Origin of the sequence: Agrobacterium tumefaciens str. B6, from assembly GCF_001541315.1 — a bacterium.
Taxonomy (GTDB): Bacteria; Pseudomonadota; Alphaproteobacteria; order Rhizobiales; family Rhizobiaceae; genus Agrobacterium; species Agrobacterium radiobacter.
The window spans coordinates 109,000-132,816 of record NZ_LMVK01000050.1; the positions used below are offsets into that span (position 1 = coordinate 109,000).

At 60.5% G+C, this 23,817-nt stretch carries 19 protein-coding genes; 16 read left to right on the top strand and 3 right to left on the bottom strand.

Annotated elements, in window-relative coordinates:
- Positions 1 to 241 precede the first annotated feature (241 nt).
- The 6 genes from ASB65_RS24350 to ASB65_RS24375 all read left to right on the top strand — a co-directional run bounded on the left by ASB65_RS24350 (position 242) and on the right by ASB65_RS24375 (position 8,387).
- Positions 242 to 1,165: a LysR family transcriptional regulator gene (locus ASB65_RS24350; RefSeq protein ID WP_060725612.1), complete on the top strand. Its 924-nt coding sequence runs from the start codon at positions 242 to 244 to the stop codon at positions 1,163 to 1,165.
- A gap of 117 nt (positions 1,166 to 1,282) precedes the next feature.
- Positions 1,283 to 1,762: a formate dehydrogenase subunit gamma gene (locus tag ASB65_RS24355; protein ID WP_060725613.1), complete on the top strand. Its 480-nt coding sequence runs from the start codon at positions 1,283 to 1,285 to the stop codon at positions 1,760 to 1,762.
- Positions 1,759 to 3,315: a formate dehydrogenase beta subunit gene (locus tag ASB65_RS24360; protein ID WP_060725614.1), complete on the top strand. Its 1,557-nt coding sequence runs from the start codon at positions 1,759 to 1,761 to the stop codon at positions 3,313 to 3,315. Before ASB65_RS24355 ends, ASB65_RS24360 begins: the two co-directional genes overlap by 4 nt.
- A 4-nt stretch (positions 3,316 to 3,319) precedes the next feature.
- On the top strand, positions 3,320 to 6,202 hold the full coding sequence (fdhF, locus tag ASB65_RS24365; RefSeq protein WP_060725615.1) for a formate dehydrogenase subunit alpha: 2,883 nt from the start codon (positions 3,320 to 3,322) through the stop codon (positions 6,200 to 6,202).
- Between the two features lie 72 nt (positions 6,203 to 6,274).
- Positions 6,275 to 6,619: a formate dehydrogenase subunit delta gene (locus ASB65_RS24370; RefSeq protein WP_060725616.1), complete on the top strand. Its 345-nt coding sequence runs from the start codon at positions 6,275 to 6,277 to the stop codon at positions 6,617 to 6,619.
- 115 nt (positions 6,620 to 6,734) lie between these two features.
- On the top strand, positions 6,735 to 8,387 hold the full coding sequence (locus ASB65_RS24375) for an OFA family MFS transporter (protein ID WP_060725617.1): 1,653 nt from the start codon (positions 6,735 to 6,737) through the stop codon (positions 8,385 to 8,387).
- A gap of 110 nt (positions 8,388 to 8,497) precedes the next feature.
- Here the strand turns inward: ASB65_RS24375 and ASB65_RS24380 are convergent, their stop codons facing one another.
- The 3 genes from ASB65_RS24380 to ASB65_RS24390 are packed head-to-tail and all read right to left on the bottom strand — an operon-like array spanning position 8,498 to position 11,079.
- Entirely contained in the window at positions 8,498 to 9,394 is an 897-nt protein-coding gene (locus tag ASB65_RS24380) for a dihydrodipicolinate synthase family protein (RefSeq protein WP_060725618.1), read from the bottom strand.
- Between the two features lie 29 nt (positions 9,395 to 9,423).
- A complete protein-coding gene (locus ASB65_RS24385) occupies positions 9,424 to 10,305 on the bottom strand; it encodes an SMP-30/gluconolactonase/LRE family protein (protein WP_060725619.1) in 882 nt (293 codons plus the stop codon).
- Between the two features lie 54 nt (positions 10,306 to 10,359).
- Entirely contained in the window at positions 10,360 to 11,079 is a 720-nt protein-coding gene (locus ASB65_RS24390) for a FadR/GntR family transcriptional regulator (RefSeq protein ID WP_060725620.1), read from the bottom strand.
- A gap of 300 nt (positions 11,080 to 11,379) precedes the next feature.
- Here ASB65_RS24390 and ASB65_RS24395 point away from each other — a divergent pair, with 300 nt between their 5' ends.
- The 10 genes from ASB65_RS24395 (at position 11,380) to ASB65_RS24440 (ending at position 23,810) form a co-directional block, all read left to right on the top strand.
- Positions 11,380 to 13,329: an ABC transporter substrate-binding protein gene (locus tag ASB65_RS24395; protein WP_060725621.1), complete on the top strand. Its 1,950-nt coding sequence runs from the start codon at positions 11,380 to 11,382 to the stop codon at positions 13,327 to 13,329.
- Positions 13,330 to 13,450: 121 nt separating this feature from the next.
- The gene (locus tag ASB65_RS24400; RefSeq protein ID WP_003505682.1) at positions 13,451 to 14,437 is read left to right on the top strand and encodes an ABC transporter permease; all 987 of its coding nucleotides are present in this window, start codon (positions 13,451 to 13,453) and stop codon (positions 14,435 to 14,437) included.
- 9 nt (positions 14,438 to 14,446) lie between these two features.
- Complete coding sequence (locus ASB65_RS24405; protein ID WP_060725622.1) at positions 14,447 to 15,571, top strand: ABC transporter permease; 1,125 nt, start codon at positions 14,447 to 14,449, stop codon at positions 15,569 to 15,571.
- Positions 15,572 to 15,578: 7 nt separating this feature from the next.
- Positions 15,579 to 17,303 carry an ABC transporter ATP-binding protein gene (locus tag ASB65_RS24410; protein WP_060725623.1) on the top strand — a complete coding sequence of 575 codons (1,725 nt, stop codon included), beginning with the start codon at positions 15,579 to 15,581 and terminating at the stop codon, positions 17,301 to 17,303.
- A 43-nt stretch (positions 17,304 to 17,346) separates the two neighbouring features.
- On the top strand, positions 17,347 to 18,534 hold the full coding sequence (locus ASB65_RS24415) for a galactarate dehydratase (protein ID WP_003505685.1): 1,188 nt from the start codon (positions 17,347 to 17,349) through the stop codon (positions 18,532 to 18,534).
- On the top strand, positions 18,521 to 19,387 hold the full coding sequence (locus tag ASB65_RS24420; RefSeq protein WP_060725624.1) for a galactose mutarotase: 867 nt from the start codon (positions 18,521 to 18,523) through the stop codon (positions 19,385 to 19,387). Before ASB65_RS24415 ends, ASB65_RS24420 begins: the two co-directional genes overlap by 14 nt.
- A gap of 137 nt (positions 19,388 to 19,524) precedes the next feature.
- On the top strand, positions 19,525 to 20,325 hold the full coding sequence (locus ASB65_RS24425) for a FadR/GntR family transcriptional regulator (protein WP_060725625.1): 801 nt from the start codon (positions 19,525 to 19,527) through the stop codon (positions 20,323 to 20,325).
- A gap of 78 nt (positions 20,326 to 20,403) precedes the next feature.
- On the top strand, positions 20,404 to 21,912 hold the full coding sequence (locus ASB65_RS24430) for an ABC transporter substrate-binding protein (RefSeq protein WP_003505688.1): 1,509 nt from the start codon (positions 20,404 to 20,406) through the stop codon (positions 21,910 to 21,912).
- Positions 21,913 to 21,978: 66 nt separating this feature from the next.
- Positions 21,979 to 22,926, top strand: a complete 948-nt coding sequence (locus tag ASB65_RS24435) for an ABC transporter permease (protein ID WP_003505689.1) — start codon at positions 21,979 to 21,981, stop codon at positions 22,924 to 22,926.
- 11 nt (positions 22,927 to 22,937) lie between these two features.
- Complete coding sequence (locus ASB65_RS24440) at positions 22,938 to 23,810, top strand: ABC transporter permease (RefSeq protein WP_060725626.1); 873 nt, start codon at positions 22,938 to 22,940, stop codon at positions 23,808 to 23,810.
- Positions 23,811 to 23,817: the final 7 nt, after the last annotated feature.

Genomic DNA, 23,817 nt, shown 5'->3' on the forward strand with positions numbered 1-23,817 from the left:
GTTTTGCCGCCCCGTCGTCCGGAATACGGTTTCCATCGTTGAGTCCAGCTCGCTGGATGGTGGATTACCGCAGTTCAAAGCAGACTGACGTTATGGCTGTCCCCGCTTGAGGGAATTCGGTCTTGTCGTCAGCGCACGGTTTGCAGGAAAATATCCGCATCCATTTGCGGGCTTCCCCGCCTCGCTTTAGTGTTCTTCTGCTCGCACCATCCGCATGGTCGCGAGTCACGCGGGAGGACGCATGATCGACAAGCTGGAATTTTTCATTGCATTGGCACGAACAGAGCATTTCGGCCGTGCCGCGGAGGAGTGCGGCGTTTCCCAACCAAGTCTCTCGGCCGCGATCCGGCAGCTGGAGGACCAACTGGGTGTCGTTCTGGTGGTGCGCGCGGCGCGTTTTCAGGGGCTGACACCGGAAGGCCAGCGTGTCCTCGAATGGGCGCGCCGCATCGTTGGCGATACGCGCACCATGCGTGAGGAAATGCGCGCAGCCCGCAAGGGTCTGGCGGGCCACATCCGGCTTGCCGTCATTCCGACGGCGCTTGCGATGGTGCCGCGATTGACGGAGTCCTTCCAGGCGCGTCATCCTGATGTGACCTTTTCAGTCACGTCGCGCACCTCGCTTCAGGTGTTGAGCCAGATCGAAAACCTCGAGATCGATGCGGGAATCAGCTATCTCGACAACGAACCACTTGGCCGAGTGACCACGGTGCCGCTTTATTCGGAGCGATATCACCTCATCACGGCAGGCGGAACGCCGCTCGCCGATCAGGAATGCGTTACCTGGAAGCAGGTTTCCGGTCTTAGGCTATGCCTATTGACTTCGGATATGCAGAACCGTCGCATCATCAACAAGCATATGGCCGAGGCAGGCGTGGAGGCAAAGCCGACGCTCGAATCCAACTCCATGATCGTACTGTTTTCTCATATACGAACCGGACAATGGGCTTCAATAATGCCGCGTAACCTTGCGGAATCATTTGGTTTCCCGAAACAGATAAAAATCATTCCGATCACCGAACCGGACGCGGAGCATCTCGTGGGGCTGATTGCTACACACCGCGAGCCACACACGCCGCTTGTTTCCGCGCTGCTTCACGAGGCCCGTCAGCGGGCTGCAGAAAAGGCGTTTGATAGGAATTTCCTATCAACTGACGGAAACTGATTATTGACCTGATCCCGCCGATCTCGACATTCTTCCAAACGATGCAGGGGCTGCGAAGGGATTTCACCATATCCCGCTCATCATTCCTTGCCCCCGTCGGTTTGGGAGGACTGGCTTATGAATATCAGAGCGGTTGCCGCAGATGAGGCGGCCCGTGTTTCCGTCGTGATTGAAGAACATCTCCACCTGGAGGGGCCGCTGCTGCCCATTCTGCACGCTGTGCAGGAAGAATTCGGCTACATCCCGGAAAGCGCCAAACAGATCATCGCATCCGCGTTGAACATCTCACGCGCGGAAGTCCATGGCGTCATAACCTTCTATCCCGATTTTCGCGATCATCCTTCCGGCCGACATGTCTTAAAGCTCTGTCGCGCCGAGGCCTGCCAGTCGATGGGTGGCGAGCCTATTGCGGACACCATCAAGACCCGGCTCGGCCTTGACTGGCACGAAACCGCCGCTGACGGCTCCGTCACGCTGGAACCGGTCTTCTGCCTCGGGCTCTGTGCGCAGGCGCCCGCCCTGATGCTGGACGGCGAAGTCCATGCCCGCCTTGACGAGGACTGTCTTGGCGACATTCTGGCGGAGGCGCGCCGATGAGTGTCACCGTTTTTATTCCCGGCGATTCCGCCGCGCTGGCCGTCGGCGCAAACCGCGTGGCCGAAGCGATCAGCCGCGAGGCGACCAGCCGCAATCTCGATGTGCATATTGTCCGCAACGGTTCCCGCGGCATGCTCTGGCTTGAGGTGCTGGTGGAAGTGCGCACCGAGCATGGCCGTATTGCCTACGGGCCGGTCAAAGCGAGCGACGTTACTTCGCTCTTCGATGCAGGGTTTCTCACCGGCGGCGAGCATCGTCTCTGTCTCGGGCCGACAAAGGATATCCCCTTCCTGAAAAGCCAGACGCGTCTCACATTTGCGCGTTGTGGGGTCACCGATCCGCTGTCGCTTGAGGACTATCGCGCCTATCAGGGCATGAAAGGCCTTGAAAAAGCCGTCGCCATGGCACCGCTGGACATTGTTGCCCAGGTGACCGAGAGCGGCCTGCGCGGACGTGGTGGCGCGGGTTTCCCGACGGGTATCAAATGGAAGACCGTTGCGGATGCGGTCGCGGACCAGAAATACATCGTCTGCAATGCGGACGAGGGCGATAGCGGCACCTTCGCCGACCGCATGATCATGGAAGGCGATCCCTTCGTGCTGATCGAAGGCATGGCGATTGCCGGCCTTGCCGTCGGCGCGACGAAGGGCTTCATCTATACGCGTTCGGAATATCCTTACGCTATCAAGGTCATGGAACAGGCGATCGAGATCGCCCGGCGCGAAGGCATTCTTGGCCCGTCCGTGCTCGGCTCCGGCCGCGCCTTCGATATGGAAGTACGCATGGGCGCGGGCGCCTATGTCTGCGGCGAGGAAACCTCGCTTCTGAACAGTCTTGAAGGCAAACGCGGCACGGTGCGCGCCAAGCCGCCACTGCCCGCCCTGCAGGGCCTGTTCGGCAAGCCCACCGTCGTCAACAATGTGATTTCGCTCGCCTCCATTCCAGTCATCATGGATCGCGGCGCGGCGTTTTATCGCGATTTTGGCATCGGCCGTTCGCATGGCACCATCCCGATCCAGCTTGCCGGAAACATCAAACATGGCGGGCTTTACGAGACCGCCTTCGGCCTGCCGCTCGGACGGCTCGTCAATGATATCGGCGGCGGCACGATCACCGGCCGCCCCGTCAAGGCGGTGCAGGTGGGTGGTCCGCTCGGGGCCTATTTCCCGGTTTCCTTATTCGACACGACCTTCGACTATGAGGCCTTTACCGCTGCCGGTGGCCTGATCGGCCATGCGGGTATCGTGGTTTTCGATGACACGGCCGACATGCTCCATCAGGCGCGGTTTGCGCTTGAGTTCTGTGCCGTCGAAAGCTGCGGCAAGTGCACGCCCTGCCGCATCGGCTCGACGCGCGGCGTCGAGACGGTGGACAAGATCGCGCTCGGCATCGAGCGGGAGAAAAACACCGCACTCCTCGAAGACCTCTGCGAAACCATGAAATTCGGTTCACTCTGCGCGCTCGGCGGCTTCACGCCCTATCCCGTCATGAGTGCGCTCCGGCATTTCCCTGCTGATTTTGCCCCCATCCCACGTGTTGAAGCGGCGGAGTAAGACCATGGCCCTTGTGACAGAATTCGACTATGGAACCCCCAAATCCCTCGCGACTGACATGGTGACGCTCACCATCGACGGACGTCAGGTAACCGTCCCGGCCGGAACGTCGATCATGCGCGCCTCGCGCGAAGCGGGCATCGCTGTTCCCAAGCTCTGCGCCACCGATATGGTGGATGCCTTCGGCTCCTGCCGTCTCTGTCTTATCGAGGTGGAGGGCCGCAATGGCACCCCCGCCTCCTGCACCACGCCGGTCGCTGCCGGTCTCGTCGTGCACACGCAGACGGAGCGGCTGAAGCAGATCCGCAAGGGTGTGATGGAGCTTTATATCTCCGATCATCCGCTCGACTGTCTGACCTGCGCCGCCAATGGCGACTGCGAGCTGCAGGATATGGCGGGTGCCGTTGGCCTGCGCGATGTGCGTTACGGTTATGAAGGCGACAACCACGTCAAGGCCCGCGGCGGTGATGGCGATCTCAATGCCCGCTGGATGCCGAAGGACGAAAGCAATCCCTATTTCACCTATGATCCTTCCAAATGCATCGTCTGTTCCCGTTGCGTGCGCGCCTGCGAGGAAGTGCAGGGCACCTTCGCACTGACGATCGAAGGGCGCGGCTTTGAGAGCCGGGTGTCGCCCGGCGCGCATGAAGCGTTCCTCGACTCCGACTGTGTTTCCTGCGGCGCCTGCGTGCAGGCTTGTCCGACGGCGACGCTCACCGAAAAATCGGTGATCGCGATTGGCCAGCCGGAACATTCGATGGTCACGACCTGCGCCTATTGCGGTGTGGGCTGCTCCTTCAAGGCGGAAATGCGCGGTGAAGAGCTGGTCCGCATGGTGCCGTGGAAGGACGGGCAGGCCAATCGCGGCCATTCCTGCGTCAAGGGTCGCTTTGCTTATGGTTATGCCACCCACAGGGATCGCATTCTCAACCCGATGATCCGTGAAAAGATCAGCGATCCATGGCGGGAAGTCACGTGGGAGGAGGCCTTCTCTCACGTTGCCTCGGAGTTCCGGTGCATTCAGGGGCAATATGGCCGGGAATCCATCGGCGGCATTACCTCGTCCCGCTGCACGAATGAAGAAACCTTCCTCGTCCAGAAACTCATCCGCGCCGGCTTTGGTAACAACAACGTCGATACCTGCGCCCGCGTCTGCCATTCGCCGACGGGTTATGGTCTCGGGCAGGCTTTCGGCACCTCCGCCGGCACGCAGAATTTCGACAGCGTCGAGCAGTCCGATGTGGTGCTTGTCATCGGCGCCAATCCGACGGATGGCCACCCGGTTTTCGGCTCGCGGCTGAAGAAGCGGCTGCGTCAGGGCGCGAAACTGATCGTCATCGATCCGCGCCGCATCGATCTCGTCCGCACGCCGCATGTGGAGGCGTCCTTCCACCTGCCGCTGAAGCCCGGAACCAACGTCGCGGTGCTGACCTCGCTTGCACATGTCATCGTCACGGAAGGGCTGTTCAACGAGGCCTTCATCCGCGAGCGCTGCGACTGGTCGGAATTCGAGGACTGGGCCGCCTTTGTTGCAGAACCCCAGCACAGCCCGGAAGAAACCGAAAGTTTCACCGGCGTGCCGGCGGAAGAGTTGCGCGGCGCCGCCCGTCTTTATGCCAAGGGCGGCAATGGTGCTATTTATTATGGCCTCGGTGTTACCGAACACAGCCAGGGATCAACCACTGTCATGGCGATCGCCAACCTCGCCATGGCGACCGGCAATATCGGCCGCCCCGGTGTGGGGGTTAATCCGCTGCGCGGTCAGAACAATGTTCAGGGCTCCTGCGACATGGGGTCTTTCCCGCACGAGCTTCCGGGTTACCGCCATATCTCCGACGATGCGACGCGTGACGTCTTCGAAAAACTCTGGGGTGTGAAGCTCAACAACGAGCCGGGGTTGCGTATCCCCAATATGCTCGATGCGGCCGTGGATGGCAGCTTCAAGGGCATCTACATTCAGGGCGAGGACATTCTGCAATCCGACCCGGATACGAAACATGTGTCCGCCGGTCTCGCAGCCATGGAATGTGTCGTGGTGCACGATCTCTTCCTGAACGAGACGGCGAATTATGCCCATGTCTTCCTGCCGGGTTCCACCTTCCTTGAAAAGGACGGCACCTTCACCAATGCCGAGCGCCGCATCAACCGCGTGCGCAAGGTCATGTCGCCGAAGAACGGTTATGCCGACTGGGAAGTAACGCAGAAGCTGGCGCAGGCCATGGGTCTTGCGTGGAATTACGCCCATCCGTCCGAGATCATGGATGAGATCGCCGCGACGACGCCGAGCTTCGCCAGTGTTTCCTACGCTTATCTGGAAGAGAAAGGCTCGGTGCAGTGGCCCTGCAACGAGAAATTCCCCGAGGGTTCGCCGATCATGCATGTGGACGGTTTCGTGCGCGGCAAGGGCAAATTCATCCGCACGGAATACGTGGCGACGGACGAACGCACGGGGCCGCGTTTCCCGCTGCTCCTCACCACCGGCCGCATCCTGTCGCAATACAATGTCGGCGCGCAGACACGGCGCACCGAAAACGTCGTCTGGCATGAGGAGGATCGTCTCGAAATCCATCCGCATGATGCCGAACAGCGCGGCGTGAAGGATGGCGACTGGATCAAGCTCGTCAGCCGGTCTGGAGACACGACGCTGAGAGCGCTGATCACCGACCGTGTGGCGCCGGGTGTGGTCTATACGACCTTCCACCACCCCGGCACACAGGCAAACGTCATCACCACCGACTTCTCCGACTGGGCGACCAACTGTCCCGAATACAAGGTGACCGCCGTGCAGGTGTCGCCCTCCAACGGGCCGACGGAATGGCAGGAGGAATATGATGCGCTTGGCCGCCGTGCACGGCGCATCGCCGGCAAGCTCGAAGCGGCGGAATAAGGAGGGGCCGGGTGCGCCCGGCCTTGTCACACACAGAGGCGTCGGCTGACGGTCGGCGCGGGGGAATAGGTCATGTTGCTCAACCACACCGATGAAAAACTGGTGAGAATGGCGAACCAGATCGCGACATTCTTTCTGTCGCAGCCGGAAGATATTCGCATCGACGGTGTTGCCACGCACATCAACAAGTTCTGGGAGCCGCGCATGCGGCGCCGGTTCTTCGAGATGGTGGATGCCGGGGCCGGTGATTTTCTGCCGCTTGTGCTTGCGGCGTCGAAGGAGATCAAGCGGCCCGGTGATCCGGCAGCCGATGCGGTTGGTCTCGGCTATGATGCGAAGGGCGCGCCGGGCGGGAAAGGACCAATTGCGGGCGAGTCCCTTTCGGAACCAAGCATACCTGAAAACACGGGGGCGTGAGCGGCACGACCGGAAATCAGACTTTTCGCCGGACAGGAGGACGTCCGGTGATATCGATGTTCGCCTGGCGGGGTGAACTTGAGATGTCCAGACATTCACGAGGGAGGTAATGTCAATGGCAGTAGCAGATGCAACGGCGGGAGAGGCGGGGCCGGCCGGGGTTTTGGACCGCGAACGAATAAACGCAAGACCTGGTTTCAATCGCTGGCTGGGCCCCCCGGCGGCCCTTGCCATTCATCTATGCATCGGCATGGCCTATGGCTTCAGCGTGTTCTGGCTGCCGCTGTCGAAGGCGCTGCCGGCGACGGACCCCAGCTGTTCCAGCCTTACCCTTCTGGGCGCGCTGTTCACCACCGAGTGCAACTGGCGCGTGGCCGACCTCGGCTGGATCTATACGCTGTTCTTCGTGCTTCTCGGCTGCTCGGCGGCCATTTGGGGCGGCTGGCTGGAAAGAGTGGGGCCGCGCAAGGCCGGCTTCGTTTCCGCCTGCTGCTGGTGCGGTGGCATTCTGGTGGCGGCTGTCGGCGTCATGACCCATCAGCTATGGCTGATGTGGCTGGGCGCTGGTGTCATCGGCGGCGTCGGGCTCGGCCTTGGCTATATTTCGCCGGTATCGACGCTAATCAAATGGTTCCCGGACCGTCGCGGCATGGCGACTGGCATGGCCATCATGGGCTTCGGCGGTGGGGCGATGATCGGCGCGCCGCTCGCCAATCTTCTGATGAACAGCTTCAAGACGGATGTTTCGGTCGGCGTCTGGCAGACCTTCGTCGTGATGGCCCTGATCTATTTCGTCTTCATGATGGCGGGCGCCTTCGGTTACCGCATTCCGCCATCGGGCTGGCGTCCGGAAGGCTGGACGGCGCCTTCCGCCAAGAGCGCCATGATAACCCATCGCCATGTGCATCTGCGCGATGCGCACAAGACGCCGCAGTTCTGGCTTATCTGGGCGGTGCTGTGCCTCAATGTATCGGCGGGCCTCGGCGTTATCGGCATGGCCTCGCCCATGCTGCAGGAAATCTTCGCCGGTTCGCTGATCGGCCCGCCCGGTGTGGGTTTTGCGGATCTTGATGCCGGGCAGAAGGCGCAGATTGCGGCAATTGCTGCCGGTTTCACCGGCCTGCTTTCGCTGTTCAACATCGGCGGCCGTTTCTTCTGGGCGTCGATGTCCGACAAGATCGGCCGCAAGAACACTTATTTCTGCTTCTTCATTCTCGGCATCATTCTTTATGCGCTGGCGCCGACGCTGGCGACGATGGGTAACAAGGCGCTGTTCGTTCTGGCCTTCGGTATCATCCTGTCCATGTATGGCGGTGGTTTTGCGACCATTCCCGCTTTTCTCGCCGATATCTTCGGCACGCAGTTCGTCGGCGCAATCCACGGCCGCCTGCTGACGGCCTGGGCGACTGCCGGCATTGCCGGTCCGGTCGTTGTCAACTATATCCGCGAAGCGCAGATCGCGGCGGGCGTTGCACCTGGGCCGGCGCTCTACACCAGCACCATGTATATCCTGGCGGGCATGCTGGCGATCGGCCTTGTGGCCAATGCTTTCGTGCGGCCGCTTTCGGACAAGGGGTTCATGCCGGACGCGGAGGTCGCGGCGCTGCAGGCAAAGACGGCGGCGGCCAATGCAGGCCCCACGGGCTCCTTCGGCATCGGACGCGGCGGGCTGGACACCAAGGCGGCACTGGCCTGGATTGCGGTCGGCATTCCGCTTCTCTGGGGCGTGTGGGTGACCGTGAAGAGCAGTCTGGCTCTGTTCGGCTGAACGTTCATCACCTTCGGTGGCGCAGGAACGGTGCGCCACCCGGAACGAACATGCCGGCCGATGGCCGGCATGTTACATAAACAAAATGCGGCTTGCCGGTAACTGGTCTGTCAACGCCAGCTGGCGAGCAGCCCTTCAAGCGTCTTACGATCCTGTTCGTCCAGACGGGCAAGTCCCGGCGCTCGAACCGGGCCAACCCTGAGGCCAAGGATTTCCATGGCTTCCTTCACCACCGTCACGTTTGCGCCGTTGCGATAGCGCGTCCGCAGCCGCTCGAAGAGTTCGATCTTTTCAACGACCTTCCGTGCCGCCGAAAAATCGCCTGACGTCAGGGCTTCATGAACCTGCAGTGAGAATTGCGGAGCCACGTTGACGAGGCCGGATGTGAAGCCGCGTGCGCCGACAGCCGAAAAGGCGGGCGCCCAGCTTTCCGCGAGGCCGCAGACATAGAGCGCGCCCTTCGGATCGGAAGCGGCAATCGCGCGCGACAGAAGCATGATGTCGGTCGTTGCGAACTTGATGCCTGCAACATTCGGATGGCTGGCAAGCCTCACCATGTCATCGACCGAAAAACCGTCGGCACGGACATAGGCCACCAGCGGCAGCTCGCTGCCGTCAGCCAGGCCGAGAAAATAGTCGATCTGGGATTGCGGTGCCGCAAAGGGGTCGACCGGTTGATGGGACATGACGGCGGATGCGCCCATCTCCCTTGCCTGGCGCGCCATGGCGAGAGCCTCGCGCTGCGAGCGTCCAATCGCCGCCGTGACCGGAGCTTTGCCATCAACACCTTTTATCGCGGCTTCGTAGACCCTGAGAATCTCGGCCGGTGTGAGAGCGTAGAATTCGCCGGTATTGCCGGCTGCAACGATGTTGTGGATGCCCGCCCTTGCAACGCGGGCGTAGACCTCTGTCGTGACACCAATATCGACTTCCCCGCCCGCCTCATAGGCTGTTACGGGAACGCCGGAGATGCCGTGCAGAGCCTGGCGAAAATCAAATGTCGTCATCAACTGGTTTCCTCAAGATGAAAGCGTCTTCAGATGGAAAACTTGTGTACGGCTGCCCCCGCGACAGGCGCATCAAAGGCAACAAGCGTGCCCGGCGTGGCAATTCCGTCCGTCTCGGTGACGAGACTTGTGAGATAGATCGTCTTGAGGTCCGGACCGCCGAAACACGGCATGGTCGGCCCTTTGAACGGCAGCCTGTAGATCTCGAACAGTTCGCCATCCGGTGAAAAACGGTTGAGACGTCCGGCCTGAACGCCGGCGCTCCAGTAACAGCCTTCGCCATCGGTCGCCGCGCCATCGGGCCTGCCTTCGTCCGGTGCGAAATCGTGAAGACGTTCGGCCGGACCGAGCCTGCCCGTCGCGACATCGAAATCGAACGCCTGATACATCAGCCCGCTGCTGTCGGAATGATACATGCGTCTGCCATCCGGGCTCCAGGCGAGCCCGTTTGAGGTGAACATGTCGCCATCGATGATGTGTTCGACGCCGCCATCCGGCGCGACGCGATAGAGGCGCGCATTGCCTGTCTGTATCGCAGCCTCGTCGCGGGTCCCCACCCAGAAATGGCCGTCGGGGCCGACCTTTCCGTCGTTGAGGCGGCTGTCAGGTCGCCCTTCGTCCGGGTCACACAGAAGTTCAAGTTTTCCGCTTACGGGATCGAGAAGGTGCACGCCGGTCTTCAGGCCCGCCACGATCAGGCCATTGTCGCAAAGACCGAGACATCCCACCTGGGCGGGCATATCATATCTGTCGAGTTTTCCGCCCGGATGCAGGCAGAAAATGGCGGGGGCGAGAATATCGACGAACCAAAGATTGCCCGTCCGCTCGTCCCATGCCGGTGATTCTCCAACCTTCAACGGCGTATCGATAAGGGAGCGGAGTTTCGGCTCTATGATGCGCGGCTGGCTCACTGATTATTCTCCATTGCCCCATAGGGCCTCGTCCTTCGAATTGCGGAAACGCTTCTAGCCGCCGACGCCCTGAAACATGCGGGCGCGCGCCTTCAGGATGTGGTCTTTCATCGCGTCATGCGCAGCCTGCTCCTGGCGCGCAAAGATCGCTTCCACGATTGCCGTATGCTCGTTCTGCACCTCGCGCACATGTTGCGGCGTCCGCTTGAGGCTGAGGCTGCGTGTCACCGACTGGCCGATCGCGAAATGCGGCTTGAACCAGATCCGCACCGTGATGTGGAACTGGTTATGGCTCGCCTTCGCAATGGCTTCGTGCAGGGCAAAGTCTTCCTCCGCACCGAGATCGTTGCGTTCCAGACATTGTTCCAGCGCCGCAATGGCCTGCTCGATGCGGGTTTTGTCGGCGGCCTGCCAGTTGCGTGCCGCAAGTTCGGCCGCCGAAGATTCAAGACCGGACCGGAATTCGAAAAACCGCTGCACGTCTGCAAGCGAGCCGCCAGGCACCTGTTGCAACACGGACGAATCCGGCTGCTGGCGCACATAGGAGCCTGACCCTTTCTGGGAGACGATGAGGCCATCGTTCCGCAGCCGCTCCAGGGCTTCGCGCACGACCGGCCGGGATGCGCCGAACAACGACGCCAGATTCTGTTCCGATGGCAGCCGTTCGTTCACGGGAAACCGCCCGTCCGAAATCATGCCGATGATTTTTTCATAGATGATGTCGCTCAGCCGAGTCTCGCCTCGAGCGGCAGCAGATGCGGTTTGATTGTCCATCAGCAGCCCTTCCGTTGCAAATCGCTGAAGTTAATGGGTTTCCTGCATTTCAATCGCAACAGAAATACCGGGGTTTTTGTGAGCGAGGGGGCTGTCGTGCCGATTTTTTCTTCAAGCCTGATCCTGAAAACCTATCTACGAATAAAAAATATGTAAAAAGCTGTCAATACTTGTAATCATCTGAAAACGCCCATATGGTCTGCCCTGCCGATGGAGGATCGGTATGCTGGCTGGCCGGGAGGGCTGTTGCGGCACGGTGAGAACCGTTTCGCTGCCGGTGATTTTTTGGGAGGATTGTCGATGCGCGATGGCGAAGCATTTTCACTGGGCGTAACGCGCCGAACCTTTATGGCGGGGCTTGGCGGCGTGGCCGCCCTTTCCGTCATCGGGACCTCGGCGCGGGCTGCTGCCGGCAAGCAGGCGCCGCAACTGGAGGCGCTGGTAAAGGACGGTAAATTGCCGCCCTTGGCCGAACGTCTGCCGAAAAATCCGATGGTGGTGACACCGCACGAGAAAATCGGCTCCTATGGCGGCACGTTGCGCCGTGGCCTGCGCGGTTCGTCGGACCATAACGGCATCCTGCGCATGGTCGGCAATCAGGGGCTGGTTCGCTGGAATATGGACTTCACCGAGGTTCTGCCGAACCTTGCGGTGAAGTGGGAAGTCAACGACGATGCTTCGCAATTCACCTTCCATTTGCTGGAGGGCGCAAAATGGTCGGATGGTCATCCCTTCACCGCAGATGACGTGGTGTTCGCCATCGAGGACTGCATCAAGAACAAGGAGCTTTACAGCGCCACGCCGGCGCAGCTCTCCGTTGCGGGCAAGGCGGTCGATGTCGAAAAAGTCGATGATTTCACGGTAAAGTTCAAATTCGCAGCGCCGAATGCGCTTTATCTCGAAAACCTCGCCACGCCGCTCGGCCAGCATCCGACGCTGTTTCCCAAGCATTATTGCAGCAAGTTCCTGCCTAAATACAACACGGCGCTCGATGCCGATGTGAAGGCTGCGGGTGTCTCCAGCTGGACGGAACTGTTCCGGGCGAAGTGCGGCGATATCGAAATTCCGTCCCGCTGGTCGAATGTCGACAAGCCGACCCTTGATCCGTGGGTGGTGAAGGAACCCTATTCCGGCGGTGCGACACGGGTGGTCATGACCCGCAACCCTTACTTCTGGCAGGTCGATACCGAAGGCAACCAGCTGCCCTATATCGATGAAATCAATTTCGGCATTTCGCAGGATGTCGAATCGCTGATGCTGAACGTCATTTCCGGCAAGATCGATATTCAGGAGCGCCATATCAGCGTTCTCGCCAACAAGCCGACCCTGTCTCAGAACATGAAAAAAGGCGATTATCGCCTGCTCACTCTGGTGCCGTCTGCCGCGCAGCAATGCCAGATCTACCTGAACATCACCCATAAAGACCCGGCAATGCGCAAGATGTTCGCGGACAAGTCCTTCCGTCAGGCGCTGTCGATCGCGCTCAACCGGCAGGAAATCATCGACATCGTCTATTTCAGCCAGAGCGAGGGGTATCAGGCCGGACCACGCCCGACACACCCCTGGTATAATGAAAAGCTGGCGCGCCAGTTCACCGAATATGATGCCGACAAGGCGAATGATCTTCTCGACAAGGCCGGTTACGACAAGAAGAACGGCAACGGCACGCGGTTGCGGCCTGATGGCCAGCCCGTCTTCTTCTCGATCGACGTCATCCCGACGCTCTATCCCGATCTGGTCGATGCGCTGGAACTGGTGAAGGCGCAATGGGCGCAGATCGGTGTCGACATCAAGGTCAACACCATCGAACGCGCGCTCTATTATACACGCGGCGATGACAACGCCCATGATGCTGCCGTCTGGCCCGGCCCCGGCGGTCTCGACCCGATGCTTGATCCGCGCGATTTCTTCGCATTCCACCCGCAGGGTTCGCGTTACGCCATTCCGTGGGCGCTCTGGTACACCTCGAATGGCCAGAAGGGCGAAGAGCCGCCGGAAAGCCAGAAGAAGCGCTTCAAGCTGTTTGACGAGGCCCGCTCGACGGCCGACCTTGCCAAACGCGGCGAGAAGATGAAGGAAATCTTCGATATCGCGGCGGAAGAGTTCGAGACGATCGGCCTCTGCCTTGCCGTTGGTGGTTTCGGCATCATCCGCAATAATCTGCGCAATGTGCCGGAAACGGAACCCGACAGCTGGACATGGCCCAACCCCGGCCCGGCGCTGCCGCAACAGTTCACCTTCACAAGCTGATACCACCACATGGGCGTCGCTGCCGTAACGCGGCGACGCCTCTCAGGTTGTTTCGACCACGCGCATACCGTTTCCTTAGTGGAAGGCGGTGCGTATGGCACAATGTGATTGCGAGAGCGACATGCTGCTTTTTATCGTAAAACGCCTGCTGTGGATGATACCGTCCCTGTTTGCCGTCAGTTTCCTTGCCTTTGTCCTGATCCAGCTGCCGCCCGGTGACTATGTGACGACCTATATCGCCACACTGGCTGCCTCCAACGAGGTCATCGACCACAATACCGCGGCGCAGCTGCGTGAACGTTTCGGCCTCGACGATCCCATGATCGTGCAATATCTGAAATGGATATGGGGCATCATCAGCCGTGGCGATTTCGGCATCTCGTTCGAATGGCAGCAGCCGGTTTCGGGCCTTATCTGGGAGCGTATGGCGCTGACGCTGGTTCTGGCCATCGCAAGCCTTCTCGCCACCTGGGCCATCGCACTTCCGATCGGCGTCTTCTCCGCCGTGCGCAAATATTCGATCGGCGATTATCTCTTCACCGCCTTTTCCTTCTTCGGCCTTTCCATACCCTCGTTCCTGCTGGCGCTGGTGCTGATGTATGTGGCTGCGGTGGAGTTCGGGGCCGATGTCGGCGGGCTGTTTTCAGCTGAATATGAAACGGCCTCCTGGAGCATCGCCAAGATGGTTGACCTTATGGCTCATATCTGGCTGCCGGTCGCCATTCTTGCCGTGTCTTCCACCGCAAGCCTCATCCGCGTCATGCGCGCCAACATGCTGGACGAATTGCCCAAACCCTATGTGACCACGGCGCGGGCGAAAGGTTTGTCCGAGTTCAAGCTGCTGACGAAATATCCGCTCAGAATTGCGCTCAACCCGTTCATTTCCACCATCGCATGGCTTTTGCCAAACCTTATTTCGGGCTCCGTGGTGGTCGCCATCGTGCTCAATCTGCCGACGGCCGCACCCCTGCTTCTGCAGTCGCTGATGGCGCAGGACATGTATCTCGCCGGCGCTTTCGTGCTTCTGATCTGCGCGCTGACGCTGATCGGATCGCTTATCAGCGACATCCTGCTTGCGCTGGTCGATCCGCGCATCCGTCTCGAATAGGAGGGCGCCATGAGCGATATCACCATTACCACCAATGCCCGGCAGGACCGCGCCGCCGTCGCCTCGCAGTGGCAGCTCATCTGGTGGGCATTCAAGCGCCACAAGCTGGCCATGGCCGCCCTGTTCATCACCATTGCCATGTATATCGTTGCGCTGGTGCCCGGCTTCTTCGCCATCAACGATCCGGTGCTGCAGAACGCCCGCGCCACCTTCCATCCGCCGCAGCGCGTCCATTTCGTCGATACGACCGAGGGTTTCTCGCTCGGGATGCATTATTATCCGCTGAAGCTGACCCGTAACCCCGAAACGCTGGCTGCCGTGTTCGTGGAAGATACGGCCAAGAAAATACCGATCCAGCTTTTTGGCAGGGGTTACGAATATTCCGTATTCGGCCTGTTCAACACGAATATCCACCTGCTGGCTTCCACCGACAAGACGCGCCCGCTTTTCCTGTTCGGCGCGGACCGCCTCGGACGCGATGTCTTTAGCCGCGTGGTGCAGGGTGCGCAGGTTTCCCTGTCGATCGGTCTCGTCGGCGTGTTTTTCTCGCTGCTGCTCGGCGTCGTCCTGGGCGGTATCTCCGGTTATTATGGCGGCCGCATCGATTTCGTCATGCAGCGCGTGATCGATTTCGTGCTGTCGCTGCCCACCATTCCCATCTGGCTGGCGCTGGCCGCCGCCCTGCCGCAGGGCTGGCCTGCCACGCTTCAATACATGATGATCACCATCATCCTGTCCCTGACCGGCTGGGCGCAGCTTGCCCGCGTCGTGCGCGGCCGGTTCCTGTCGCTCCGAACCGAAGAATTCGTGGCCGCGGCGCGGCTGGATGGCGTGCCGGAAGGGCGCATCATCTTTCGCCATATGCTGCCGAGTTTTTCGAGCCATATCATCGCCTCGGTCACGCTTGCGGTTCCGGCGATGATCCTTGCGGAAACCTCGCTCTCATTCCTCGGTCTCGGTCTCCAGCCGCCGACGATTTCCTGGGGCGTGCTGCTTCGCGAGGCGCAGAATATCCGTTCGATTGCAACCGCGCCGTGGCTGTTCCTGCCGGGCGTCGCTGTTGTCATTGCCGTCATGGCGCTCAATCTGCTCGGTGACGGCCTGCGCGATGCAGCCGATCCCTATAATAAGTGAGGTCCTGATGAGCGACATTCTCTCCATGAAGCCCGCCAGGCCGCTGCTCGAAGTCCGCAATCTCGTAACCGAATTTCCGGTCCGAAACGGCGTCTTCCGGGCGGTCAACGATCTGTCTTTTTCCATCGATCCCGGCAAGACCCTCTGCGTCGTCGGCGAAAGCGGCTCCGGCAAATCCGTCACCGCCCGCTCGATCCTGCAGATCATCGACACCCCCGGCCGCATTGCGTCCGGGTCGATCATCCTCAACCGCGCCGATGGCACCTCTTTGGATCTGGCAAAGCTTGATCCGCGCAGCCGGGCCATCCGCTCGGTGCGCGGCGCTGATATCGCGATGATTTTTCAGGAGCCGATGTCGTCGCTTTCACCCGTGCATACGGTGGGTGATCAGATCACCGAGGTCCTGCGTCTGCATCTGAAAATGAGCAAGGCACAGGCGCGGGCCGAGGCCATCGAGCTGCTGCGGCAGGTGGAAATTCCCAATCCCGAAAAGGCGCTGGATCGTTACGCTTTCCAATATTCGGGTGGCATGCGCCAGCGTGCGATGATCGCCATGGCGCTGGCCTGCAAACCGCAACTGTTGATCGCCGACGAACCAACGACGGCGCTTGACGTCACCACACAGGCCGAAATACTCGACCTGATATCGCGGCTGCAAAAGGCGCATGGCATGGCGGTGTTGTTCATCACCCATGACATGGGCGTGGTGGCGCAGATCGCCGATGACGTGCTGGTCATGCATCATGGTGTCGCCAAGGAATATGGCGCCGTCGAGCAGATATTCCACAGCCCGCAGGACCCCTATACCCGCATGCTGATCGGCTCCGTGCTGAAGCTGGAGCAGAAGGCGGAAATCCGGCTTGCGCGGCCTCCGCTCGATCTCACGGCTGCGCCGGTGCTCGAAGTGAACGACCTTTCCATGCACTTCGGTGAAATGAAGGCGCTGGATGGCGTGTCGATCAAGCTTCTGCCGGGCGAGACGCTTGGCATCGTCGGCGAAAGCGGCTCCGGCAAGACAACGATGGGCCGCTCCATCATGCGTCTTTACGATCCGACCGGCGGCGAGATGCGTTATCGCCGGGCGGATGGCACGGTGGTCGACTTGGCCAAAATCGAAGGTGCCGAACTGAAAGCCGCGCGGCGTGAATTGCGTATGGTTTTCCAGGACCCTTTCGGCTCGCTCAATCCGCGCATGACGGTGGCGCAGGTCATCGGCGAGCCGTTGCTGGTCAACGGCATTGCCAGGGGCAAGGAACTGGATGAACGCGTCTGCGCCCTGATGGAGCAGGTGGGTCTCGATCCGGCCGGGCGCGAACGTTACCCGCACGCCTTTTCCGGCGGACAGCGCCAGCGCATCGGGATTGCCCGCGCCATCACGCTGAAACCCCGCATCATCGTTGCGGATGAGGCGACGTCAGCGCTTGATGTTTCGGTGCGGTTCCAGGTGCTGGATCTGCTGATGCGCCTGCAGGACGAGCTTGGTCTCGCCTATATCTTCATCAGCCATGACATCGGCGTTATCAGATACATGTGCGACCGTGTCGGGGTGATGTATCGCGGCAAGCTTGTCGAAGTGGGAGACGCCGAAAAGGTCTGCAACGCGCCCGACCATCCCTATACGCAGGCGCTTCTTTCCGCCATTCCGCGCCCGGACCCGCGGGACCGGGACCGCACCCGCAGGTTCCGCTACGTCGAACCGCCCAAGATCAAAAACGGGATCGCCGCCCGATAGTGTTGCGCCCGTTGCGCGTTGCAATTCATGAGGAAGACTAAGCATGAAAATCGATCGCATGCGGGTATTCGTCACCCGCGACAAGGACCGCCCCCGCGTCATCGTCGCTCTCGATACGGATGACGGTTTGACCGGCTGGGGCGAATGTTACAATCACGGCCCCGATCTCGCCTTGCCGCCGGTGCTGGATTACCTCTATGGCTTCCTCGCCGGACAGGACCCGACGCGGGTCGAATATCTCTACAATCTCCTTCTCCAGCAGAACCGTTTTCCGCCCGGCGCGCTCGGTCTGTCAGCAATATCTGCGCTTGATCATTGCCTGTGGGACCTTGCCGCCAAGGCAGCGGGCGTGCCGGTTTACAAGCTGCTTGGCGGCGAAGTGCGCGACCGCATCAAGGTCTATGCCGGCGTCTACACGGCACCGGATGCGCCGGCGGCAAAGGAAGAGTTCGACCGCCTCAACGAGGGCTGGGGCTTCACGGCCTTCAAGCTCAGCCCGTGGCGCGTGGATATCCATGCCCACCGCTGGGGTGAGGTGGTGCGCAGTTCGGCCGACTATTTCCGCTCGCTTCGCGAGACCGTGCGGTCTGACTACGACATCGCCTTCGATGCCCATGCCAAGATTTTTGAACCCGCCGCCGCCCGCCAGCTTGGCAATGCGCTTGCCCCTTACGATCCGCTGTTTTTCGAAGAGCCTTTGCGTCCCGAAAACATCGAGATGTGGGGAGACCTGAAACAGGGGCTGAACTGCACGCTGGCAACAGGAGAAAGTCTCTATAATCGCAATGAGTTCCTGCGTCTTCTTCAAGTAAAGGGCGCAGACATCATTCAGCCTGACATCTGCGTCGTCGGCGGCATTTCCGAAATGCGCCGCATCGCCACGCTTGCGGAAGCCCATTTCGTCAGCATTGCGCCGCATAACCCGATGGGGCCGCTTGCCACCGCCGTCAATGTGCACTTCTCAGCCGCCCAGCAGAATTTCCGTATTCTCGAATACCGGCTGCCGAAAGGCCAATGTTATGTCTATGGTGGCACCGATCTTGAAAAACGCGAGGATGAAACCCGCTATGTCGTCGACCCCTATCTGCCGAAGGACGGATATCTGGAACTGAGGCCGGATCGTCCCGGCTGGGGGGTGGAGATGGATGAAAAAGCCATGCAGGAAGACGGTTACATTCACTGGCAGAGACGGGTGCCGAAACGGCCTGACGGCTCCTATGCCTTTGCCTGAAACGATCGCGATTGCCTGCGGGCGGCTCTCTGCCCGCCTGCGTCCCGCATGGGGCGGCAGGATGACCTATCTGCACCACGCGGACTACGGTGATATTCTGGCGCCAGCAACCGGGGAGGATTTCCAGCCGTTCAACTGGCCGCGCGCCGGCGCCTATCCGCTGTTTCCTTACCACAATAGGCTCTATGGGAGTTCGTTCGTTCATGCGGGCATCCGCCATGAGCTTTCTCCCCATCCGGCCCTTGCGCCTGATGCCATGCATGGGCCTGCGCACCGGCGAGCCTGGAAGATTTCCGGTCTGGCTTCGGATCGGGCGGGGCTGGTACTCCACTATGAGGCTGACGGGGAATGGCCGTTTTCCTTTCGCGCTGAACAGTCTTTTCTGCTCGAAGACGCCGGCCTCACCGTGGACCTGTCGATCACCAATCTGGCGGACGTACCCGCGCCGATGGCGCTGGGCTGGCATCCCTATCTGGTTGCCGGATTTGGCTGCGAAGCGCGCACGGATGCGAGGCTGGAATATCCGCTGGACCCGCAGAATGTGCCGACCGGCCAGGCAGCCGTACTTCGCCAGACGACCGTCATTCCCGCAGCGACGGGATACACGGAGCACTATACCGGCTGGTCTAATGCGCATGTCCAGTTTGACGGGTTTTCACTGCTGATCGAGGCCGATCCCTTTTTCGGTCATCTGGCTGTCCACCGCATGGACAGCTATCTTTGCCTCGAGCCCGTTTCCATGGCCGCCGGAGCGCTCGGCTTGCCGGAGGCGCAGCGGGAAGCGCTGGGCGTCAGGATCGTGGCACCCGGCAAACATCTATCGGGGCGCATCCGGCTTTCCGTCGGGCCTTGAGGGGGCAGGGCGCGCGCGAGAACGCCATGCCCCTGCGTCCTATCTCCACAGTCAAAAAAACGCCACATGCCCATATTTTGAGCGTCAGAAATTGTCGCTCAAAAATGCGCTTGACGTCGGCGAAAATTTCTCACCAAATGAACCAATACAGGATTGGTTCAAGCAAATGGTGCGGTGTGGCAGCAGGCCCTAACGACAATTCCAACTACGCGCTGGCGCGGTTGCGTGAATATATTCAGGCGAATCATCTCGTCAGGGATGGTCGTCTGCCGACGGAACGGGCCTTTGCGGAGACTTTTAACGTCGGCCGTCGGTCGATCCGCCGCGCGCTGGAGGTTCTGGAAGCCGAAGGCCTCATCTGGCGGCGGCAGGGGGCCGGAACCTTTGTGGGTGAAAAACCTGATGATTGGTCCGCCCAGGTCACGGAATTGGTCGCCGGTACGGATTTCATGGAAATCATGGAGGTGCGCCTGCGCATCGAGCCGCAGCTGGCGCAGCTAGCGGCCATGCGCGCCAAACCCGCCGAGGTGGAGCGCATGCGGGCGCTGGTGGAAAAGACCGGCCAGAGCACGGATGCAGATGCCAAGGAATTGTGGGATGGCTCGCTCCATCGCCAGATCGCCCAGAGTGCCGGCAACAAGCTGTTTCTCTCGATTTTCGATGTCATCAATCGTGTCCGCCAGGATGATGCCTGGCAGTCGATACGGGAGCTCGCCCGACGCAGCGGAACAAATGTCAGGGCGTCTTTCGAACAGCACATGGCCATTGTCGACGCCATCGCCGATCGCGATCCGGCGCGCGCCGGTGAAGCGATGCGCCAGCATCTTCTCATGCATCAGGAAAGGCTGATCCGTGCCACCTCGCTCGGCTTTCTGGAGGAGGGATCCGGGGAGGGCAATACGGCCGGCGCCGATAATTCGCTGACCGAGGCTTCTTAAGGCCACGGATGAAAACTGTCGCCCCGTCAGGGGCGGCCAATGACAAAAAGTCAAAATAACCAGACCAGAGGAACGAACATGAAGAAAATCCAGACATTGACTGCTGCGCTGTTGGCGAGCGCATTCCTGACCACGCCGGCGTTATCCTCCGAGTTGCGCATCGGCCTGAATGACGATGCTGATGTGCTCGATCCCGCACAGTCGCGCACCTTCGTCGGCCGCATCGTCTACACCGCCATGTGCGACAAGCTGGTGGATATCTCGCAGGACATGAAGATCGTGCCCCAGCTCGCCACCGAATGGGCCTGGTCCGAAGGCGGCAAGGTGCTGACGATGAAAATCCGCGATGGTGTCAAGTTCCACGACGGTGAAACACTGGACGCGGCGGCCGTCGTGGCCACCATCGAGCGCAACATGACGCTGCCGGAATCCCGCCGCAAGAGCGAGCTTTCATCGGTCGAGAAGGTTGAGGCCACCGGGCCGCTCGAAGTCAAGTTCACGCTGAAGACGCCCGATGTCACCCTGCTCGCGCAGCTTTCCGACCGCGCCGGCATGATCGTCGCGCCGAAAGCGGCCAAGGAACTGGGTGCGAATTTCGGCTCCAAGCCGGTCTGCGCCGGGCCGTTCAAATTCGTCGAGCGCATCCAGCAGGATCGCATCGTGCTGGAGAAGTTCGCGGATTATTGGGACAAGGACAAGATCCTCGTTGATAAGATCGTCTATCTGCCGATCCCCGACACCACCGTGAAGCTCGCGAACCTTCGCGCAGGCGACCTCGATATCGCCGAGCGTATCTCGGCCTCCGATGCGGAATCCGTCAGGAACGACCCCAAACTGACCTATGCCGATGTCATCGGACCGGGTTACATGGCCATGTATGTCAACATGAACAATGGCGCGCGTGCGGACAATCCGCTCGGCAAGGACAAGCGCCTGCGCCAGGCATTCTCCTATGCGATCGACCGCGAGGCGATCGGCCAGATCGTCTTCGAAGGGACGTCAAAGGGCGGCAATCAGGCTTTCCCGCCGACGAGCCCCTGGTTCAACCAGAACCTGCCGGTGCCGCCGCGCGATATCGACAAGGCCAAGCAGCTGATGAAGGAGGCGGGTTACGAGACGCTCGATGTCGAGCTTCAGCACGCCAACAACACCACGCAGACGCAGATGATGCAGGTCATCCAGTCCATGGCGGCCGAGGCCGGCTTCAACGTCACCCTGAAGGCAACCGAATTTGCCACACTCCTGTCCGAGCAGACCGCCGGCAATTACCAGCTCAGCCGTTCAGACTGGTCGGGACGTATCGATCCCGATGGCAACCTGCATCAGTTCGTCACCTGCAAGGGCGGCATCAACGATGTGAAATATTGCAATCCCGAGGTCGACAAGCTGCTGAACGAGGCCCGCGCCTCGACCGAAGATGCGGTCCGCAAGGAAAAATATGATGCCGCAAGCGTCATCCTCAACGACGACATGCCGATCATCTATCTCGGCCACCAGCCCTATGCCTATGCCATTTCCAACAAGGTCAAGGGCTGGGCGCCGTCGCCTGACGGTATGATCCGCCTTCTCGGCGTTTCCAAGGACTGACCGTTTCGCATAGGCCGCACGGCTTGCCGTGCGGCCCCCAGACCGGACACAAACGGGGGCAATGCCATGCCTGTTTATATCGGCAAGCGACTGCTGGTCGCGATCCCGACGCTTCTCATCATTTCCATCTTCGTTTTCTCGCTGCAGAAACTGCTGCCGGGCGATCCGGTTCTCGCCATGGCGGGCGAGGAGCGCGATCCCGCGACGATCGAATTCCTGCGGGAAAAATATCGCCTCAACGATCCCGTGCCGCTGCAATATATCAACTGGCTGGGCGGCGTGGTGACCGGCGATTTCGGTATTTCGCTGCGGTCCAACCAGCCGGTGCTGGAACTGATCGGCCAGAAGCTGCCGGTCACCATTCAGCTGGCTGTCATGGCGATGTTCTTCGCCATGGTCATCGGCATCCCCATCGGCATTCTGGCCGCCGTCAAGAAGAATACCTGGATCGACTACACCGCCAATATCGTTGCGCTTTCCGGCCTGTCGATCCCGAATTTCTGGCTCGGCATCATGCTGATCCTGCTGGTCTCGGTAAAACTCGGCTGGTTGCCGGCATCCGGTTATGAATCGATCTTCGTGGACCCTGTCCGTTCCATCGAAACGATGATCATGCCCGCCTTCGTGCTGGGCAATGCGCTTGCGGCAACGCTGATGCGGCACACGAGGTCTGCGATGGTTGCGGTCTTGAGTTCGGACTATATCCGCACCGCCCGCGCCAAGGGACTTTCGCCGCGCGAGATCATCCTGTCGCACAGTTTCCGCAATGCGCTTCTTCCCGTCATCACACTGCTGGCGCTGCTCTTCGGGGAGTTGCTGGCCGGTGCGGTTCTGACGGAGCAGATATTCACCATTCCCGGCTTCGGCAAGATGACGGTCGATGCGGTTTTCACCCGTGACTATGCCGTCGTGCAGGGCATCGTTTTATGCACCGCCGTCGGTTTCATCCTCATGAACCTGCTGGCCGACATTGCCTATGTCCTGCTTAACCCCCGCCTCAGGGCGACGATCTGAGGCCTGATATCATGACCGTTCTCGATCAAAACCTCTCCGTACCGGCGACACGGCAGGAAAGCCGCGCCTGGAAAAAAATGAAGCGCAACAAATCGGCGCTTGTCGGCATGATTATCGTGCTGTTCTTTGCCGTGCTTGCCATCGCCGCGCCGATCCTGCCGATCGCGGACCCGGTTGCGACCAGCTGGTCGGCCATCCGCAAGGCGCCGTCGGCGGCCCACTGGCTCGGCACCGACGATCTCGGCCGAGACATCCTTTCCCGCATGATCTATGGCGCCCGCGCCTCGCTGATGGCCGGCGTCGTCTCGGTGATGATCGCGGTGGTGATCGGCGTGCCCTTTGGCCTGATTTCAGGTTATTTCGGCGGCTGGGTGGACGTGGTCATCTCCCGCATCACCGAAGCGCTGCTCGCCATGCCCTTCCTGATCATGGCAATCGCGCTCGCCGCCTTTCTCGGCCCGAGCCTTACCAATGCGATGATCGCCATCGGCCTTTCCGCCATGCCGATCTTCGTGCGGTTGACGCGCGGGCAGGTGCTGGCAGTCAAGATGGAGGACTATGTCGAGGGCGCGAGGTCCATCGGCCTCAACCACATCGACATCATGACGCGTTACATCCTGCCGAATGTCTTTGCCCCCATCATCGTGCAGGCGACGCTGACGGTGGCGACCGCCATCATCGCGGAGGCGAGCCTTTCCTTCCTCGGCCTTGGCCAGCAGGCGCCGGCCCCATCCTGGGGTTCGATGCTGAATACCGCGAAGAATTTCCTGAGCCAGGCGCCGTGGATGACGATGTGGCCCGGCATCGCCATCTTCCTCGTCGTCATCGGTTTCAATCTTCTCGGCGACGGCCTGCGCGACGCGCTCGATCCGCGCGAAGCATGATTTTTTA

Bases quoted from the DNA above. Each gene is read 5' to 3' on its own strand.
- ASB65_RS24405 (WP_060725622.1), top strand. From the start codon at position 14,447: ATGAGCGATATCACCATTACCACCAATGCCCGGCAGGACCGCGCCGCC.
- ASB65_RS24430 (WP_003505688.1), top strand. From the start codon at position 20,404: ATGAAGAAAATCCAGACATTGACTGCTGCGCTGTTGGCGAGCGCATTC.
- fdhF (WP_060725615.1), top strand. From the start codon at position 3,320: ATGGCCCTTGTGACAGAATTCGACTATGGAACCCCCAAATCCCTCGCG.
- ASB65_RS24350 (WP_060725612.1), top strand. From the start codon at position 242: ATGATCGACAAGCTGGAATTTTTCATTGCATTGGCACGAACAGAGCAT.
- ASB65_RS24355 (WP_060725613.1), top strand. From the start codon at position 1,283: ATGAATATCAGAGCGGTTGCCGCAGATGAGGCGGCCCGTGTTTCCGTC.
- ASB65_RS24370 (WP_060725616.1), top strand. From the start codon at position 6,275: ATGTTGCTCAACCACACCGATGAAAAACTGGTGAGAATGGCGAACCAG.
- ASB65_RS24390 (WP_060725620.1), bottom strand. From the start codon at position 11,079: ATGGACAATCAAACCGCATCTGCTGCCGCTCGAGGCGAGACTCGGCTG.
- ASB65_RS24415 (WP_003505685.1), top strand. From the start codon at position 17,347: ATGAAAATCGATCGCATGCGGGTATTCGTCACCCGCGACAAGGACCGC.
- ASB65_RS24360 (WP_060725614.1), top strand. From the start codon at position 1,759: ATGAGTGTCACCGTTTTTATTCCCGGCGATTCCGCCGCGCTGGCCGTC.
- ASB65_RS24395 (WP_060725621.1), top strand. From the start codon at position 11,380: ATGCGCGATGGCGAAGCATTTTCACTGGGCGTAACGCGCCGAACCTTT.
- ASB65_RS24435 (WP_003505689.1), top strand. From the start codon at position 21,979: ATGCCTGTTTATATCGGCAAGCGACTGCTGGTCGCGATCCCGACGCTT.
- ASB65_RS24440 (WP_060725626.1), top strand. From the start codon at position 22,938: ATGACCGTTCTCGATCAAAACCTCTCCGTACCGGCGACACGGCAGGAA.
- ASB65_RS24410 (WP_060725623.1), top strand. From the start codon at position 15,579: ATGAGCGACATTCTCTCCATGAAGCCCGCCAGGCCGCTGCTCGAAGTC.
- ASB65_RS24420 (WP_060725624.1), top strand. From the start codon at position 18,521: ATGCCTTTGCCTGAAACGATCGCGATTGCCTGCGGGCGGCTCTCTGCC.
- ASB65_RS24375 (WP_060725617.1), top strand. From the start codon at position 6,735: ATGGCAGTAGCAGATGCAACGGCGGGAGAGGCGGGGCCGGCCGGGGTT.
- ASB65_RS24400 (WP_003505682.1), top strand. From the start codon at position 13,451: ATGCTGCTTTTTATCGTAAAACGCCTGCTGTGGATGATACCGTCCCTG.
- ASB65_RS24425 (WP_060725625.1), top strand. From the start codon at position 19,525: ATGAACCAATACAGGATTGGTTCAAGCAAATGGTGCGGTGTGGCAGCA.
- ASB65_RS24380 (WP_060725618.1), bottom strand. From the start codon at position 9,394: ATGACGACATTTGATTTTCGCCAGGCTCTGCACGGCATCTCCGGCGTT.